Source organism: Sphingopyxis panaciterrae (genome assembly GCF_011762125.1).
GTDB lineage: Bacteria > Pseudomonadota > Alphaproteobacteria > Sphingomonadales > Sphingomonadaceae > Sphingopyxis > Sphingopyxis panaciterrae.
The window spans coordinates 100,806-117,089 of record NZ_JAASQN010000004.1; the positions used below are offsets into that span (position 1 = coordinate 100,806).

Consider the following 16,284-nt stretch of genomic DNA (forward strand, 5'->3'; position numbering starts at 1 on the left):
ATTCAATGGTCTGCGGATGCACAGTCAGCACCCGAAAACGTGGTCAAATGACCACTTACCCGAGAAGTGTTGGGTAGACTTCGGGTGCGCTCTCGCTGACCCTTTGAAAACAAAGGGTCTTTGGAGAAAATGGTGCCCAGAAGAGGACTCGAACCTCCACGACCTTGCGATCGCCAGCACCTGAAGCTGGTGCGTCTACCAATTCCGCCATCTGGGCACGGGGTAGGAGCGGGCGCTTAGCGGGGGGGTGGTCGGCTTGTCAACCGCGCTGCGCGCAAGGCGGCATATTTTATCGCGCGTGCGCGGTTTCGCGTCACCATGCGCCGCGTCGCCCCTTGCCCCGCGAGGCGCTTCGCGGCATGGGGGCCATGTGGTGCCGCGTTGCGCCATCTGAGAATCAGACACAGGCGGACATGATGCAAAAGCTCGACGGGCAGTTGATTACGGTGCTGGGCGGCGGCGGTTTTCTGGGCCGCTATACCGTTCAGCGCCTGTTGTCGCGCGGGGCACGCGTGCGCATCGCCGAGCGCGAACCGCGCAAGGCGGTCTTCCTGAAGCCGCTCGGCGGACTGGGCCAGACGCAATTCGCCGTCGCCGACGTACGCGATGCCGCCAGCGTCGCGCGTGCGGTCGCGGGCAGCGATGCGGTGATCAACCTGGCGGGCAGTTTCGACGATATGTTCGCCGTTCAGGCCGATGGTGCCGGCCATGTCGCCGCCGCCGCGAAAGCGGCGGGCGTGCGTACGCTCGTCCATGTTTCGGCGATCGGCGCGGACAGCGGCAGCGCGTCGGCCTATGGCCGCAGCAAGGGCGACGGCGAAGCGGCGGTCCGCGCGGCGTTTCCCGATGCCGTGATCCTGCGCCCGTCGACGCTTTTCGGCCGCGAAGACCAGTTCATCAATCGCTTTGCGACCATGATGCGGTTGTCGCCGGTCGTTCCGGTGATCGCTCCCAACGCGAAGTTCCAGCCCGTCTATGTCGGCGATGTTGCCGATGCGGTGGTCGCAGCGCTTGCTCCGACGGCTGCGGGCGGGACATTTGAGCTCGGCGGGCCGCAGGTTTTGACGATGGCCGAACTGCAGCAATGGATCGCCGAGGCGACGGGCCGCAAGCGATTGTTCGTCGAAATTCCCGATATGGTCGCGTCGGCACTGGCCAGCGGGCTCGGCTGGGCGCCCGGCGCGCCGATCACCAAGGATCAATGGCTGATGCTGCAGACCGACAATGTCGTCGCGGCGGCGGCCGATGGCCTGGCGCAGTTCGGCGTCACGCCGACGTCGCTCGCCGATGTGGCCGAAGGCTGGCTGGTCCAGTATCGTCGCAACGGCCGCTTCGCACAGGCCATCTCGTAACGGATATCAGGCCGCCCCGTCCATGGGATCCCGCCAGCCGAAAAAGGAGCCTTCACATGTTCAAGCGCCTGTTCGTCGATCATCCCAAGGCCGTCGATGAAAGCTATGCCGAGCATTTCGGCGTCGCATCGCGCTTTGGCGTGACGATGATCTGGGGCGGTGCCTGCGCGCTGGTGCATGCGGTGGTCCCCGGCTGGTGCATCACGACCGGCAGCGACACGATCCGCCGCCTCAACAAGATCATGGTTGAACAGCGCGCCGCCAAGGGGCAGGCCGCGACGCAGATGCAGACCGTCGACTGGGTCATCTGACCGGCGTGTCCGATACGCCCGATTATTTGGGCCGCACCACGCGGCCACGGCTGGCCTTTCGCTACACAAAGGGCGCGGGACCGACGATCGTCTTCCTGCCCGGCTATATGTCCGACATGGCGGGGGGCAAGGCGACCGCCCTGTTCGATTGGGCGGCCAGCGAAGGGCGGGCGTGCCTGCTGCTCGATTATGCCGGGTGCGGACTGTCGGACGGGCTGTTCGCCGACCAGACATTGCTCGACTGGCGCGGCGACATCATCGATCTGATCGACGCGCGGATCGAGGGATCGGTCGTCATCGTCGGATCGTCGATGGGCGGCTGGCTGATGCTGCTGGCTGCACTCGCGCTGGTCCAACGCGACGGACCGGCACGCGTCGCCGGGCTCGTCGGCATCGCGGCGGCGCCCGATTTCACCGACTGGGGCTTCACACCCGAAGAAAAGGCGATCATCCTGGCGGAAGGCGAGCTTCGCGAAGACACCCCGTACGGCGACCAGCCCTATGTTACGACGCGTGCCTTCTGGCAGGCGGGCGAAGCGAACCGGGTGCTGGACGGCGAAATCCCCCTCACCTGCCCCGTCCGCCTGCTGCATGGCGAGGAAGACGGCGACGTACCGCCGGAGATCAGCGTAAAATTGTCCGCGGCGCTGGCAAGCGCGGATGTGCAGGTGACGCTCGTCAAGGGCGGCGACCACCGGCTGTCGCGCGACGGCGATATCGCGTTGCTCATCGACACCGTCGCGCGCCTCGCAGCCTCATAATCGAGAAGGAACATCATGGCCCGCAGCGACTTTCGTTTCCACGTCTCCAAGCGTGTCCGCTATGCGGAGATCGATGCGCAGGCGGTGGTGTTCAACAGCCGCTATCTCGAATATGTCGACATCGGCATCACCGAATATTGGCGCGCCGCCGGTGTCTATGACCGCTGGACCGCGCTGGAAAGCCCCGAATTCCACGTCGCGCGTGCCGAGGTCGATTATAAGGCGCCGATCCTGCTCGACGAAGAAATCGATATTTGCGTTCGCTGTTCGCGCGTCGGCCGCAGTTCGATGACCTTCCTTTTCGAGCTCCATGGCAGGGACAAGGACGACCTGCGCGCGGCCGGGCTGGAGGTCAGCGTCCATGTCGAGGAAGCGCGCGGTGCGACCGCCCCGGTGCCCGATGCATTCGTAAACTTGTTCGAAGCGTTTGAAGGACGGAGCCTTCGCGCCTAAATAGGGCCATGGCCAAATATCTTCACACCATGATCCGCGTCACCGATCCCGACGCGACCATCGCCTTCTTCAAGCTGATCGGGCTCGAGGAAACGCGCCGTTTCGATAGCGAGCAGGGGCGCTTCACGCTGATCTTCCTTGCCTGCCCCGGACAGGATGGGGTCGCCGAGGTCGAGCTGACCTATAATTGGCCGCCTGAGGACGGCAGCGCGGCCGAGACCTATGAGGGCGGCCGCAACTTCGGGCACCTCGCCTATCGCGTCGAAGACATCTATGCGACCTGTCAGCGGTTGATGGATGCCGGCGTGACGATCAACCGGCCGCCGCGCGACGGCCATATGGCGTTCGTCCGTTCGCCCGACGGCATTTCGGTCGAACTGCTCCAGGACGGCCATTTGCCGCCGCAGGAACCCTGGGTATCGATGCCGAACACGGGCAGCTGGTAGGCCACACATCAAGGCCGCCTCGGCCTGGCGCCGTCTATGCTGTGAATGAGGCCGCGAAGGAATGGAGACGTCATGACCGCACTCGACATCGTCCGCATCCCCGTCCTCAGCGACAATTATGTCTGGCTGGTACATGAATCCGATAGCGGGGCGACGATGGTCGTCGATCCCGCGGTGGCCGACCCGGTGCTCGCCGCAGCGGCAGAGCGCGGATGGACGATCACCGATATCTGGAACACGCACTGGCATCCCGACCATACCGGCGGCAATGCGGCGATCAAGGAAGCCGCGAAGGCGTGGGGCGGCTGCACGATCACTGGCCCGGCGGCCGAATATGAGCGCATCCCTACGCTCGATGTGCGGGTAAAGGGCGGCGACCAGGTGCGGCTGGGTTCGCATATCGCCGAGGTCTGGGACGTCCCCGCGCACACCGCAGGCCATATCGCCTATCATTTTGCCGCTGACCGCGCGATCTTCGTTGGCGACACGATGTTCGCGATGGGTTGCGGGCGGCTGTTCGAGGGCACCGCAGAACAGATGTTCGACAATATGCAGCGGCTGGGTATGCTTGACGATGCGACGCGCGTCTATTGCGCGCACGAATATACGCTGTCGAATGCGCGCTTCGCGGTGACCGTCGATCCGGGCAACGACGCGCTGGCGGCGCGACTGGCGGCGGTCGAGGCGGCGCGCGGCGCGGGCGAGGCGACGGTGCCGACGAGCATCGGCGAGGAGCGTGCGACCAACCCGTTCCTGCGCGCGACCAGCGCCGCCGAACTGGGCCGCATCCGCGCGCTGAAGGACGCTGCGTAGCGATTACACGGCTTCAGGGAACGTTCATTTTTCCGAAGCCATGATGAACGAAGGAGCAGATGATGGCGAAGCTCAATCCCATTGCGGCCGCGATGCTGGTAATCCTGACGGCACCGTTGATCGCAAGCTGCGCGCCCGCGGGTGGCGCCGAGCCGGGCGCTGCCGCTCTGACCCCGAAACAGGCCGAGACGTTGGACAAGCAGCTGGCGGGCAAGGTGCCTGGCAAGCCGGAAAAATGTCTGCCGACCTTTCGCACCACCGACACGATCCGCGTCTCGGACAATATCCTGCTCTATCGCGCGAACGGCAGCCTTGTTTATCGCAACGACCTGAAAGGCAGCTGTCCGGGCCTGGCGCGCGACAGCGACATCATGGTTACGCGCCAGTTCGGGTCGTCGACCTGCAGCGGCGATTTCTTTCATCTGGTCGACCGATCGAGCGGCATCCGCGGTCCGACCTGTGTGCTTGGCGAATTTGTCCCCTATCGCAAACCGGCGGGGGACGAAGGCTGAACCATCGGTTCAGTCGCAGGCGGGGTTCCGGTTTGCGCCGAGCTCTTCGGGTCGCAAACCCCGCTTGCTTATAGCTTTTGGCAGTGATGCCGAATGGCGGCATTGGGGTGGAGAGCGGCCGTTGCTTCGCCCATCCTCGTCATCCGGGCTTGACCCGGGATCCCGCTTCTCTTGGGGAGCACCGGCAGTTTCGGCATCAAGCGGGACCGGATCAAGTCCGGGGTGACGAAAAAGGGAATGTCCGCTTCCGGCCGAAATCAGACATTAAAATCATCGTCACTCTGAACTTGTTTCAGCATGATGAGGCCTAAACAGCTAGGCCCCACTAACGCGGCACCTTCCTTCAACAGCGCTCCCTCCGCACGGCAAGGTCACGCCTTATAGAGCGCCGCAATCTTGTCCTCATAGACCTGCTTCAGCACATGGCGCCGGATCTTCATCGATGGCGTCATCTGTTCATTTTCGATCGTGAAGGCTTCGTCGGCGAAGTCGAACTTGCGCACCTTTTCGACCACCGAAAGCTGGCCGTTGACGCGGTCGACCGCGGCGCGGATTGCGGCGCGGAATTTTTTATGCTCGCGGAGCAGCTTCATATCCTTGGGCAGCCCTTCGGCCTCGGCCCATTCGGCCGCCCATTCGGGATCGGAAACGAGAATGCCGACAAGGTGCGGGCGCTTGTCGCCATAAACCATCGCCTGCAAAATCTCGGGCTGCAGCGTCAGCATGCCTTCGACGCGCTGCGGCGAGACATTGTCGCCCTTGTCGTTGACGATCAGGTCCTTCTTGCGGTCGGTGATGACGATGCGGCCCTTGGCGTCGATATGGCCGATGTCACCGGTATGAAGCCAATCATCAACCAGCACGCGCTCGGTCTCCGCCTGATTGCGCCAATAGCCCTTCATCACCAGTTCGCCACGCACGAGGATTTCGCCGTCGTCGGCGATCTTCACCTCAGTGTTCATCAGCGGCGGGCCGACGGTGTCCATCTTGATCCCCGCACTGGGGCGGTTGCAACTGATCACCGGCCCGGCCTCGGTCTGGCCATAGCCCTGCAGCAGGGTCAGCCCGATCGAGTGGAAGAAGACGCCGATTTCGGGATTGAGCGGCGCACCGCCCGACACCAGCGCCTTCATCCGGCCGCCGAAGCGCTTGCCGATCTTGGGCCGGAACAATTTGTCGAGCAGCAAGTCGACCGGCCGGTCGAGCAAACCCATGCGGCGCTCATAATCCTTTTCGCCGACACGCAGCGCCTGGTTCAGCATCCAGTTGGCGAGCTTGCCCTGCTTTTCGACCGATTTGATCATCCGCGCGCGGATCACCTCGAACAGGCGCGGCACGACGACCATGATCGTCGGGCGCGTTTCCTCGATGTTCGAGACGAGCTTTTCGAGCCCCTCGCTATAATAGATTTGCGCGCCGACCATGATCGGCAGGAACTGGCCGCCCGAATGTTCATAGGCGTGGCTGAGCGGCAGGAAGGACAGGAACACTTCCTCATCGCCGATGCCGAAATCATTGACCAGCACTTCGGCCGCCCCCGCCGCATTGTGCAGGATCGCGCCATGATGCTGCATCACCCCGCGCGGCGCGCCCCCGGTGCCGCTGGTGTAGATGAGGCACGCGATATCATCGCGGGTCACGCCGAGGCCGCGCGCCTTGGTTTCCTCCAGCCAGGTATCGCCATTCTGGACCAGCGGGTCCCAGTCGTGGACCGCGACCTCACCCTGCTGCCCGACGCGCAAGCTTTCCATGCTGATCACGATATGCGCTTCGGACCGCATCACCGCGGGCATCAGCGTGCGCGCCAGCTTCGCGGTCGATACGATCACGGCCTTGGCGCCGCTGTTGTCGAGGATATGCTGATGATCGCGTTCGGTATTGGTCGTATAGGTCGGCACAGTGATACAGCCCGCCGCCATGATGCCAAGGTCGGCGATGCACCATTCGGGGCGGTTTTCGCTGACCAGCACCACCCGGTCACCTTCCTTGAGGCCGAGTTCGCGAAGATTATGCGCGAGCGCCGCGACCTGATTGGCGACCTGCCGCCAGCTCAGCGGCTGCCACGCGCGGTCGGCCTTGCGCCACAGAAAGGGATCCTCGCCGCCCTTTTTGGCGCGGTCGAAGAACATCGCGACCAAGCTCGGGAATTGGTCGAGATGGGGGTTTTCCAGCTTCATGCCTCTTGCTCTCCCACAGAGGTTCATTGGTCTATAGGGTTATCCCTGCGGCGGCGCGCCGTCCACCGAGGAGGTGCCGGGGCCGCGCGGATCGGCGGCGCCGTGCCACACATCGCCGACGCGCTGCGCGGCGTTCAGCTTTGATCCGAGGTCGATCGGCGTGAAGCTGTAGCCGAACGGCTGCATCTTTGCCGCGATCGCCTGCCCCGCCGCATCGTTTTCGATCACCACGCCCTGCTGCCCGAAAAAGAGGTTGGGAAGCGCGATCGCATCTTCGGCGGACAGGCCCCAGTCGAGAACGCCGATCAGCACCTTGGTCACATGCATGATGATCCGCTTGCCGCCCGCCGAGCCGACCGCGAGGATGACCTTGCCGTCGGGGCCGTAGACGATCGTCGGCGACATCGACGACAGCGGCCGTTTTCCTGCCTCGACGCGATTGGCGGCGGGCGCGCCGTCCTGCACCGGGCTGTGATCGAAATCGGTGAGTTCGTTATTGAGGAAATAGCCGTTGGCGTTGAGGTGGCTGCCGAAGATGCTTTCGACGGTCGAGGTCATCGATGCGACGTTGCCCGCACGGTCGACCGCGACGAAATGCGTCGTGCCGCCCTCGGCCACCGGACCCGACGGGGTGCGCGGCGGGGCGCCCGGGGGCGTGCCCGCTTCATAATGGCCCGCGGCGCCATAGGGCGAGATCAGCTGGCGGCGCTGCGCGAGATAGGCCTTGTCGAGCAGGCCCTTGACCGGAACCTCGACGAAATCAGCGTCGCCGAGATATTTGGCGCGGTCGGCATAGGCGAGTTGCATCGCCTCGGCGATGAGGTGCCAGCTCATCGGACTATCCTTGCCCATCGTCTTCATGTCCCAACCCTCGAGCATGCCAAGGATGCCGAGGACGGTGGTCGCGCCCGACGAGGGCGGGCCCATGCCGCAGACCTTGTAGACGCGGTAGGTGGCGCAGACCGCGGGGCGGTCCTTCGCCCGATAGGCGGCGAGATCCTTGGCGGTCAGCATCGCGGGGTTGCGCACCGATTTCGCCACCGCATCGCTGATCGCGCGGGCGTTGGCGCCGGTGTAGAAGGCATCGGGGCCGCGCGCCGCAATATCGCGCAGCAGCGCCGCATAGGCGGGATTTTTCAGTCGCGTGCCGACGGGCGCGGGTTTGCCATCGACATAATAGATAGCGCGCGCGGCGGGGAAATCCTTCCACAGATCCTGATAGCTTTCGAGCCAGTTATGGAGCGCGGGCGTGACCTCATATCCCTCGTCGGCGAGCTTGATCGCGGGCTGGAATAAGGCCTTCCATTCGAGCTTGCCCCATTTCTGGTGCGCCATTTCCATCAACCGCATATTGCCGGGGACGCCGACCGACAGCCCACCCGGGATCACATCGGCGTAGCCGCGCGGTTTGCCGTCGGGACCGAGGAAGCGGCCGGGTTTCGCCGCCGCAGGCGCGGTCTCGCGCCCATCGATCGTGCCGATGCTGTCCGACTTTGCGTCATGGTAGACCAGCAGGCCGCCGCCGCCGACGCCGCTCGACTGTGGTTCGACAAGCGTCAGCACGGCGACCATCGCCACCGCGGCATCGGCGGCGGTGCCGCCCTGATGCAATATGTCGCGTCCCGCCTCGGTCGCGCGCGGATCGGCGGACGATGTGACGCCCTGCGCTGCGGCGAGCGAGGGAATGGCGATAAGAAACAGGCTGATGATCGGAAGGAGTCGTTTGGTCATGGACGCGACATTGGCGCGGGGGTGGAGGCAGTGCAAGCCCGATGGACGATCAGGCGGAGGTTCCCACCGCGTCCGCCACCCGTGCGAATCCGTCTCGTTCGGCGAGTTTTTCGAGGCCGTGGGCGATGCGTCCCGCAAGTCCCGGGCCTTCATAGACCATCGCCGAATAGATCTGGACGAGGCTGGCGCCCGCGCGGATGCGGTCCCATGCCTGCTGCGCCGAGGCAATGCCGCCGGCGGCGACGAGCGGCAGCTTGCCACCGCTGGCGGCACGGAAATCGCGGACTCGCAGGAGCGCCAGGGCGGCGAGCGGCGCGCCGGACAGGCCGCCGGTTTCGTTCGCGTGGCGCGAGGCGAGCACCGGCCGCTCGATCGTCGTGTTCGACACGATGACCGCCGCAAGCCCCTTGTCCAGCGCCACCGCGACGATGTCGTCGATGTCGGCGGGTTCCAGATCGGGCGCGACCTTGAGGAAGACGGGCCTGGCCGCGCCGGCGGGCTGCGCGGCGGCGACGCCGTCGAGCAAGGCTTCGAGCGCACCCTTGTCCTGCAATGCACGCAGGCCCGGGGTGTTCGGCGATGAAATATTGACGGTCAGATAATCAGCGAGCGGCGCCATCGCCGCGGTGCCCTTCGCATAGTCGGAGATGCGGTCGGCGCTGTCCTTGTTCGCGCCGATGTTGATGCCAAGCGGCACCGGCAGGCCGTAGCGGCGCAGGCAGCGGATTCGATCGGCCGCCCTAGCCTGCCCGCCGTTGTTGAAGCCCATGCGGTTGATCACCGCGCCATCTTCGACCAGCCGGAACAATCGCGGGCGGGGATTTCCTTCCTGCGGCAGCGGGGTCAGCGTCCCGACCTCGACGAAGCCGAAGCCGAAATGCGGCATCGCATGCGCGACGCGCGCATCCTTGTCGAAACCGGGAGCAAGGCCGACGGGGTTCGGGAATTGCAGACCGGCCAGTTCGGTCGCGAGCGCCGGGCTGGTCAGCGCCTGGCGCGCGCGCGGCAGCGGCTGAAGCGCCGCGAGCGTCAGATTGTGCGCGGCCTCGCCGTCGGTGGCGTGGACGAGCGGGCGAGCGAGCGCATAAGCGGCGTCGGCGGCGGAAGCGAGGAGCGACATGCCCCGCCATTGCGCCGCGCCGGACGCTATGGCAAGCCTTGGGATGGGTAGCCCGAATATATCGGAAAAACCGGGAGAAATATGGTGTCGCACCTTCGCCTTGCCGCCAGGCTGTCCGGCAGCCTGTTCGTCCTTGCGCTCGCCGGATGCGCGTCGGCCACCATCGACCCGGTTCCCGCGACGTCGGCCGCAGCAGCGCCGGTTCCGCCCGAACCGCCTGCGGGGGCCGGCCTCGCCGAGTTCTTCGAGAAATATGACGCGGCGCAGCTGTCGCTGTCGCCGCAGGGCAAGGCGTATCGCGGGATCCGCGACGGCGATTACGGACGTTGGAACGACCCCAGCGACGAAACCGAAGTCGCGACGCACAAGCTGCAACAGGCGGCGGCGGCAGCGATGCGCGCCAGCTTCGACCCTGCCCGGCTGTCGCCCGACGATGCGCTGTCGTTCGATCTGTTCAACGCGCAGGCCGAACGCGCCGACCGGCTGTTCGCGTTTCGCGATCATGGCTATATCTTTGACCAGATGAACGGCGCGCAAAGCCAGCTGCCCGCCTTTCTGATCAATATTCACCGCGTATCGAACGTCGCCGAAGCCGAGGCCTATATCGAACGCATCCGCGGCCTGGGGTCCGTGCTCGACACGTTGATCGCCCAGTCGGCCGAGCGCGCCGCAAAGGGGCTTCAGCCGCCGAAATGGGTCTATGCCTATGTGATTTCGGACATCGGCAATCTGCGCGGCCCCAACAATGCGCTGATCGAGGATATCAGCGCGAAGGTCGGCAAGATCGACGCCGCCCCGGCCGAAAAGGCACGGCTGATCGCGGCGGCGAAGGCCGCCTGGGCCGAGAGCGCCGATCCCGCCTATGGCCGCCTGCTCGCCGAGATGAAACGCCAGCAGGCGGGAGCACCGACGCAGGACGGGGTGTGGCGGATGCCCGATGGCGCGGCCTATTATGCCGCGCTACTGGCGAATTATACGACGACCGACATGACCGCGGCCGAGATCCACGCGCTCGGCTTGTCCGAAGTCGCGCGCATCCACGGCGAGATGAAGACGATCATGGCCAAGGTCGGCTTCAAGGGCACGCTGCACCAGTTTTTCGACCATATGCGCACGAGCCCGCAATATTATTATACGACCCGCGAGGCCTATCTGGCCGAGGTCGATGCGCATGTGAAGGCGATGGAAGCGCGGCTGCCGGCCTTCTTCAACACGCTGCCGAAAGCGCCGTTGCAGGTGAAGGCAGTCGAGGCGTTTCGCGAGAAATCGGCGGGCAAGGCCTTCTACCAGTCGCCCTCGCCCGACGGGTCGCGACCCGGCACTTATTATGTCAATCTCTATGACCTCAAGGACATGTCGAAGACCGAGCTTGAGGCGCTCGCCTATCATGAGGGCATTCCGGGGCATCATCTGCAGCGCGCAGTGCAGACCGAACTCACCGGCCTGCCGCCCTTTCGCCGCTTCGGTGGCTTCACCGCCTATACCGAAGGCTGGGGGCTCTATTCGGAGGAACTCGCCAAGGACATGGGCTTTTACACCGATCCTTACAGCGATTTCGGGCGGCTGGGGATGGAGCTGTGGCGCGCCTGCCGGCTGGTCGTCGACACCGGCATCCACGACAAGCGCTGGAGCCGCGAGCAGGCGATCCAATATCTGAAGGACAATACGCCCAACCCCGACGGCGATATCGAAAAGGCGATCGAGCGCTATATCGTCTATCCGGGCCAGGCGACCGCCTATCTGATCGGCAAGCTCAAGATCATGGAACTGCGCGGCCGCGCCCAGGCCGCGCTCGGGCCGCGCTTCGACATCCGCGCCTTCCACGACGTCATCCTCGAATCGGGACCGGTGCCGCTCGACATCATGGAGCGCCGCGTCGACGCCTGGATCGCCACGCAGAAAGGCTAGCGGGGCCTAAATAAATTGCGGCTTGACGCGCCGCGACGAAAGGAAAATTATACGCGGCATAAACAGGCGGCAACAAAGCTGCCGATGGGGTCGGTCTCGTCATGTCGGATATGATTTCCTCGTCAGGGGACGTGAGCGGCGAAGCGCCGTTCGAACTGCATTATTTCCCGCCCGATCCCGATCTGGCGGACATGGTGTCGAGTTTTTATTTCATGCGGATCGACCCGCCGCTGTTCGACGAATATGAACGCGCCGACCGCCCGCAATTCCGCATGATGAACGTTGCCGACGGCGAATATATCTTCCCCGACGGCCATCGTTTTCCGGCGACGCGCGCCACGATCCTCGGCCCGACGAGCGGCAGCGTCCGCGCTGTGGTCAAGGGCGGGTCGCTGCGCGTCTTCGGTTTCGGCCTGTTGCCGGTCGGCTGGGCGACGCTGATGGGCGACCATGCCGACAAGCTGACCGACCGCGCAATTGACGCCGCCGGCCTGTTCGGCGACTGGATCGACGATGTGATCGCGGCGCTGATGGCGGCACCGGGCAACGAAGAACGCCTGATCATCGTCAATAATTTCGCGCGCGAGATCCTGAAGAAGAACCAGCCGGCCCCTGTCTGGTTCACCCGCACGGTCGATGAGTGGCTGACCGGGACCGTATCGCCGCAGGTTCCCGAACTGGTCGAGGCGACCGGCATGTCGATCCGCTCGGTCGAGCGGATGACGAAGCATTATTACGGCCTGTCGCCGCGGATGCTGGCGCGCAAATATCGCGCCGTCCGCGCCGCGTCGGCGCTCGCGCGCGGCGAAGGGCTCGACGCGGCGCAGCTCGGCGATGCCTTTTACGACCAGTCGCACCTGATCCGCGAGATGAAGCGCTTCGCCGGCGCGACCCCCGGCCAGCTCGCCAGACCCTCGGCGCTGACCGAAGCGACCACCCGGGGCCGCAAGCAGCTGGCGGGCAAGGTCAGCCCGCTGGTGTCCGAAACCTGACGGCAATACGGATTTTGCACCGTTAATCGCGAGAATCGTGCCCGCTGTCGTTTTGGCGTTTCCATACAATCGCGAATCGTCGCGCGGGCATAATCCAGCCTTGCGACCCAGAAGAGCTCTGCCTCCTTGCGAGGACGAGACCTTCATCTTGGCACTCATTCGGCTCCCGGCCGGGTGGGTGCCTTTTTTTGGTTGGCGTGTTTGGGAAACGGTGCGGGATGTCCGGCGCGGCCGGAAGCTGCCCTTTACCCTCGTCATCCCGGGCTTGACCCGGGATCCAGCTCTTTTGCGGGCTTCCGCAGCGTTCGAAGTCAAGCGGTACCCCGGATCAAGTCCGGGGTGACGATGAAGGGAAGGTCAGTAATCGGCTGGTTGCTGCCGTTCATCTCCCCTCCCCAAAGGGAGGGGAATGTCTCGAAATCCACCCCAAGCCGACAGTCATCCGCCCGCTTCCCGATCGCCATGATCGCTTTTCTTGACACGGAAATAGCGCCGCTTGGTTGCGCCGCACAAATAGCGCGCCTATATAAGTGGAGTAATTTACTCCAGTTAAGAATCGTTCGCAAATGCGCCTGTCCAACCTTGCCGACTATGCCGTGGTGCTGATGAGCGCCGCTGCGCGCCAGTGCGGGTCGGTGCCGCTCCACGCCGGCATGCTGGCCGAGCAGACAGGAATTCCGGGGCCAACCGCGCAGAAGCTGGTGAGCAGTCTCGCGCGGGCCGGGCTGCTGGTCGCGTCGCGCGGCAGCGGTGGCGGGGTGCGGCTCGCGCGGCCCGCGGCGGCGATCAGCGTCGCCGATATCATCGAAGCGGTCGAAGGGCCGATCGCCCTCACCTCCTGCGTGTCCGAAGGGCGGCATGATTGCTCGCTGGAGGGCAGCTGCAAGGTGCAGCCGCACTGGGGCGTGGTGAACGGCGCGGTGCGCGGTGCGCTGGCCGAGATTAGTCTGGCGAGTTTAAGCGTCGCCCCCGCGAAGGCGGGGGCCGCTGGCGTCCCAGCACAAACGACAACGGCCCCCGCCTTCGCGGGGGCGACGAGTTAGAGATATGACCGACAACACCGAACTCCCCCTCAAGGACCAGGCCGCGCACGACGCCGCCGCAAAAGTCGCCGATTATGAACATGGCTGGTCCTCCACCATCGAGACCGACTTCGCCCCCAAGGGGCTGACCGAAGATACGGTCCGCTTTATCTCCGCAAAGAAAAACGAGCCCGAATGGATGCTCGACTGGCGGCTGAAGGCGTTCCGCCACTGGCAGACGATGGAAACCCCTGACTGGGCGAAGCTCAATGTGCCGCCGATCGATTACCAGGACGCATATTATTATGCGGCGCCCAAGGCGAAGCCGAAGCTCTCCAGCCTCGACGAAGTCGATCCCGAAATCCTCGAAGTCTATAAGAAGCTCGGCATCCCGATCGAGGAGCAGAAGGTACTCGCGGGGGTCGAGGGTGCGCGCAAGGTCGCGGTCGACGCGGTGTTCGACAGCGTCAGCGTCGCGACGACCTTCCGCGAGGAACTGAAACGTGCGGGCGTTATCTTCCTGTCGATCAGCGAAGCGATCCGCGAATATCCCGAGTTGGTGAAGAAGTGGCTCGGCAAGGTCGTGCCGATGCACGACAATTATTTCGCGACCCTGAACTGCGCGGTCTTCTCCGATGGCACCTTCGTCTATGTGCCCGAGGGCGTGCGCTGCCCGATGGAGCTCAGTACCTATTTCCGTATCAATGCCGAGAATACGGGGCAGTTCGAGCGGACTTTGATCGTCGCCGACAAGGGCGCCTATGTCAGCTACCTCGAAGGCTGCACCGCGCCGATGCGCGACGAGAACCAGCTTCACGCCGCGGTAGTCGAACTGGTTGCATTGGACGATGCCGAGATCAAATATTCGACCGTCCAGAACTGGTATCCCGGCAATGCCGAGGGCCTTGGCGGCATCTATAATTTCGTGACCAAGCGCGCGCTCTGCCAGGGCAAGCGCAGCAAGGTATCATGGACGCAGGTCGAAACCGGCAGCGCGATCACGTGGAAATATCCGAGTTGCGTGCTCAACGGCGACGACAGCGTCGGCGAATTTTATTCGGTCGCGGTCACCAACAATTACCAGCAGGCCGACACCGGCACCAAGATGATCCACAATGGCAAGCGCACGCGCTCGACCATCGTGTCGAAGGGGATCAGCGCGGGCAAGTCGAACAACACCTATCGCGGCATCGTCCGCGTGGCGCCGAATGCTGAGGGCGTGCGCAACTTCACCCAGTGCGACAGCCTGCTGCTGGGCAGCGCATGCGGTGCACACACCGTGCCCTATATCGAAGTCCGCAACCCGACCGCGACCGTCGAGCATGAAGCGACGACGAGCAAGATCAGCGACGACCAGCTTTTCTACGCGATGCAGCGCGGGCTGGGGCAGGAAGAGGCGGTGGCGCTGATCGTCAACGGCTTTGCCAAGGAAGTGCTGCAGCAGCTGCCGATGGAATTTGCCGTCGAGGCACAGAAGTTGCTGGGGATCAGCCTTGAGGGGAGCGTGGGGTGACACCTTCCCACAGCTATCATCTCATGGATACCGATGGTCCTATCTTGGCGCGCGAAGGCGATACCAATGATTTCTTGTCCGCAGCATGGGAGAATTCGGCAACCTGGCTGGCCGTTCCGCGCGAACGCTTGGCGGCCGATTTCTTTCACCTTCCGACGGGTTTGCTTGGCGCAGTCGCGCAGAAGTTCCAGAATTACAACGTCGGCCTCGCTATTTTGGGCGATATCGAAGGCGAAAAGGCGGCGAGTAAAGCCTTTCGCGACTTCGTTTATGAAACCAACCAGCGCCGCGCCCTTTGGTTCGTGGCCAACGAAACTGCCTTCCGGGAAAAACTCGATGCTCAAAATTGAAAACCTCCACGCCACCGTTGCCGACAAGCCGATCCTGAAGGGTCTGTCGCTCGCCATCAATGCGGGCGAGATCCATGCGATCATGGGGCCCAATGGCGCGGGCAAGTCGACGCTCTCCTATGTGCTTGGCGGGCGGCCGGGCTATGAGGTCACGGAAGGTTCGGTATGCTTCACGCCCGACGTCATGTTCCCCGGGGCAAGTACGTCCGACGAGGCGGGCTCGGGTTTTCAGCGCGGAACGGGGACCACCGAGACGCTCGACCTCCTCACGCTCGATCCGCATGAACGCGCCGCGGCGGGGCTGTTCCTCGGCTTCCAGTATCCGGTCGAGATCCCCGGCGTGTCGAACGTCCAGTTCCTGCGCGAGAGCCTGAACGCCCAGCGCAAGGCGCGCGGCGAGGAGCCGCTGTCGGGCGGCGACTTCCTGAAGCTCGCGCGCGAGAAGGCGGGGCTGCTCAAGATGGATATGGACATGCTCAAACGTCCGGTGAACGTCGGCTTTTCGGGCGGCGAAAAGAAGCGCAACGAGATGGTGCAGATGGGCATCCTCGACCCCAGGCTGGCGATCCTCGACGAGACCGACAGCGGCCTCGACATTGATGCGCTGCGCACCGTCGGCGACGGGATCAACGCGATCATGCGGCGCCCCGACAAGGCGGTGTTGCTGATCACGCATTACCAGCGCCTGCTCGATTATGTGCAGCCCGATTTCGTGCATGTGCTGGCCGCGGGGCGGATCGTGAAGTCGGGCGGACCCGAGCTGGCACGCGAGCTGGAAGCGCATGGTTATGCGGAGATTGCGGCGTGAGCATCCACACGCTCC

Annotated in this window: 16 protein-coding genes and 1 tRNA gene; 13 read left to right on the forward strand and 4 right to left on the reverse strand. The window is 64.2% G+C overall.

Annotated elements, in window-relative coordinates; all coding sequences use genetic code 11:
• Positions 1 to 130: 130 nt before the first annotated feature.
• A tRNA-Leu gene (locus FHR22_RS14710) sits at positions 131 to 217 on the reverse strand.
• A 199-nt stretch (positions 218 to 416) separates the two neighbouring features.
• Here FHR22_RS14710 and FHR22_RS14715 point away from each other — a divergent pair.
• From FHR22_RS14715 to FHR22_RS14745, 7 genes are all read left to right on the forward strand, one after another.
• Positions 417 to 1,352: a complex I NDUFA9 subunit family protein gene (locus tag FHR22_RS14715; protein ID WP_166944154.1), complete on the forward strand. Its 936-nt coding sequence runs from the start codon at positions 417 to 419 to the stop codon at positions 1,350 to 1,352.
• Positions 1,353 to 1,408: 56 nt separating this feature from the next.
• Positions 1,409 to 1,663: a DUF6356 family protein gene (locus tag FHR22_RS14720; RefSeq protein ID WP_166944156.1), complete on the forward strand. Its 255-nt coding sequence runs from the start codon at positions 1,409 to 1,411 to the stop codon at positions 1,661 to 1,663.
• On the forward strand, positions 1,660 to 2,424 hold the full coding sequence (locus tag FHR22_RS14725; RefSeq protein WP_166944717.1) for an alpha/beta fold hydrolase: 765 nt from the start codon (positions 1,660 to 1,662) through the stop codon (positions 2,422 to 2,424). The genes FHR22_RS14720 and FHR22_RS14725 overlap by 4 nt, the downstream gene beginning before the upstream one ends.
• A gap of 15 nt (positions 2,425 to 2,439) precedes the next feature.
• Positions 2,440 to 2,877, forward strand: coding sequence for an acyl-CoA thioesterase (locus FHR22_RS14730; RefSeq protein WP_166944158.1), 438 nt, complete (start codon positions 2,440 to 2,442; stop codon positions 2,875 to 2,877).
• 8 nt (positions 2,878 to 2,885) lie between these two features.
• Positions 2,886 to 3,323 (forward strand): VOC family protein, encoded by a 438-nt coding sequence (locus FHR22_RS14735; RefSeq protein ID WP_166944160.1) that lies wholly within the window; start codon positions 2,886 to 2,888, stop codon positions 3,321 to 3,323.
• 72 nt (positions 3,324 to 3,395) lie between these two features.
• Positions 3,396 to 4,136: a hydroxyacylglutathione hydrolase gene (gene gloB, locus FHR22_RS14740; RefSeq protein WP_166944162.1), complete on the forward strand. Its 741-nt coding sequence runs from the start codon at positions 3,396 to 3,398 to the stop codon at positions 4,134 to 4,136.
• A 62-nt stretch (positions 4,137 to 4,198) separates the two neighbouring features.
• A complete protein-coding gene (locus tag FHR22_RS14745; RefSeq protein WP_166944164.1) occupies positions 4,199 to 4,648 on the forward strand; it encodes a hypothetical protein in 450 nt (149 codons plus the stop codon).
• A gap of 371 nt (positions 4,649 to 5,019) precedes the next feature.
• On the opposite strand, the gene FHR22_RS14750 is transcribed toward FHR22_RS14745, so the two are convergent.
• The 3 genes from FHR22_RS14750 to FHR22_RS14760 are packed head-to-tail and all read right to left on the reverse strand — an operon-like array spanning position 5,020 to position 9,676.
• Entirely contained in the window at positions 5,020 to 6,825 is a 1,806-nt protein-coding gene (locus FHR22_RS14750) for an AMP-dependent synthetase/ligase (RefSeq protein ID WP_166944166.1), read from the reverse strand.
• A 39-nt stretch (positions 6,826 to 6,864) separates the two neighbouring features.
• The gene (gene ggt, locus FHR22_RS14755) at positions 6,865 to 8,556 is read right to left on the reverse strand and encodes a gamma-glutamyltransferase (protein ID WP_166944168.1); all 1,692 of its coding nucleotides are present in this window, start codon (positions 8,554 to 8,556) and stop codon (positions 6,865 to 6,867) included.
• Between the two features lie 49 nt (positions 8,557 to 8,605).
• Positions 8,606 to 9,676: a quinone-dependent dihydroorotate dehydrogenase gene (locus FHR22_RS14760; protein WP_166944170.1), complete on the reverse strand. Its 1,071-nt coding sequence runs from the start codon at positions 9,674 to 9,676 to the stop codon at positions 8,606 to 8,608.
• 81 nt (positions 9,677 to 9,757) lie between these two features.
• Between FHR22_RS14760 and FHR22_RS14765 the strand changes: the two genes are divergently transcribed.
• From FHR22_RS14765 to sufC, 6 genes are all read left to right on the forward strand, one after another.
• The gene (locus FHR22_RS14765; RefSeq protein WP_166944172.1) at positions 9,758 to 11,584 is read left to right on the forward strand and encodes a DUF885 domain-containing protein; all 1,827 of its coding nucleotides are present in this window, start codon (positions 9,758 to 9,760) and stop codon (positions 11,582 to 11,584) included.
• Between the two features lie 101 nt (positions 11,585 to 11,685).
• Positions 11,686 to 12,576, forward strand: a complete 891-nt coding sequence (locus tag FHR22_RS14770) for an AraC family transcriptional regulator (RefSeq protein WP_166944174.1) — start codon at positions 11,686 to 11,688, stop codon at positions 12,574 to 12,576.
• Between the two features lie 566 nt (positions 12,577 to 13,142).
• Entirely contained in the window at positions 13,143 to 13,619 is a 477-nt protein-coding gene (locus tag FHR22_RS14775) for an SUF system Fe-S cluster assembly regulator (RefSeq protein WP_166944176.1), read from the forward strand.
• 4 nt (positions 13,620 to 13,623) lie between these two features.
• A complete protein-coding gene (sufB, locus tag FHR22_RS14780; RefSeq protein ID WP_166944178.1) occupies positions 13,624 to 15,111 on the forward strand; it encodes a Fe-S cluster assembly protein SufB in 1,488 nt (495 codons plus the stop codon).
• Positions 15,108 to 15,461, forward strand: a complete 354-nt coding sequence (locus FHR22_RS14785) for a DUF4180 domain-containing protein (protein ID WP_166944180.1) — start codon at positions 15,108 to 15,110, stop codon at positions 15,459 to 15,461. Before sufB ends, FHR22_RS14785 begins: the two co-directional genes overlap by 4 nt.
• Entirely contained in the window at positions 15,448 to 16,269 is an 822-nt protein-coding gene (gene sufC, locus FHR22_RS14790; protein ID WP_166944182.1) for a Fe-S cluster assembly ATPase SufC, read from the forward strand. The genes FHR22_RS14785 and sufC overlap by 14 nt, the downstream gene beginning before the upstream one ends.
• Positions 16,270 to 16,284: the final 15 nt, after the last annotated feature.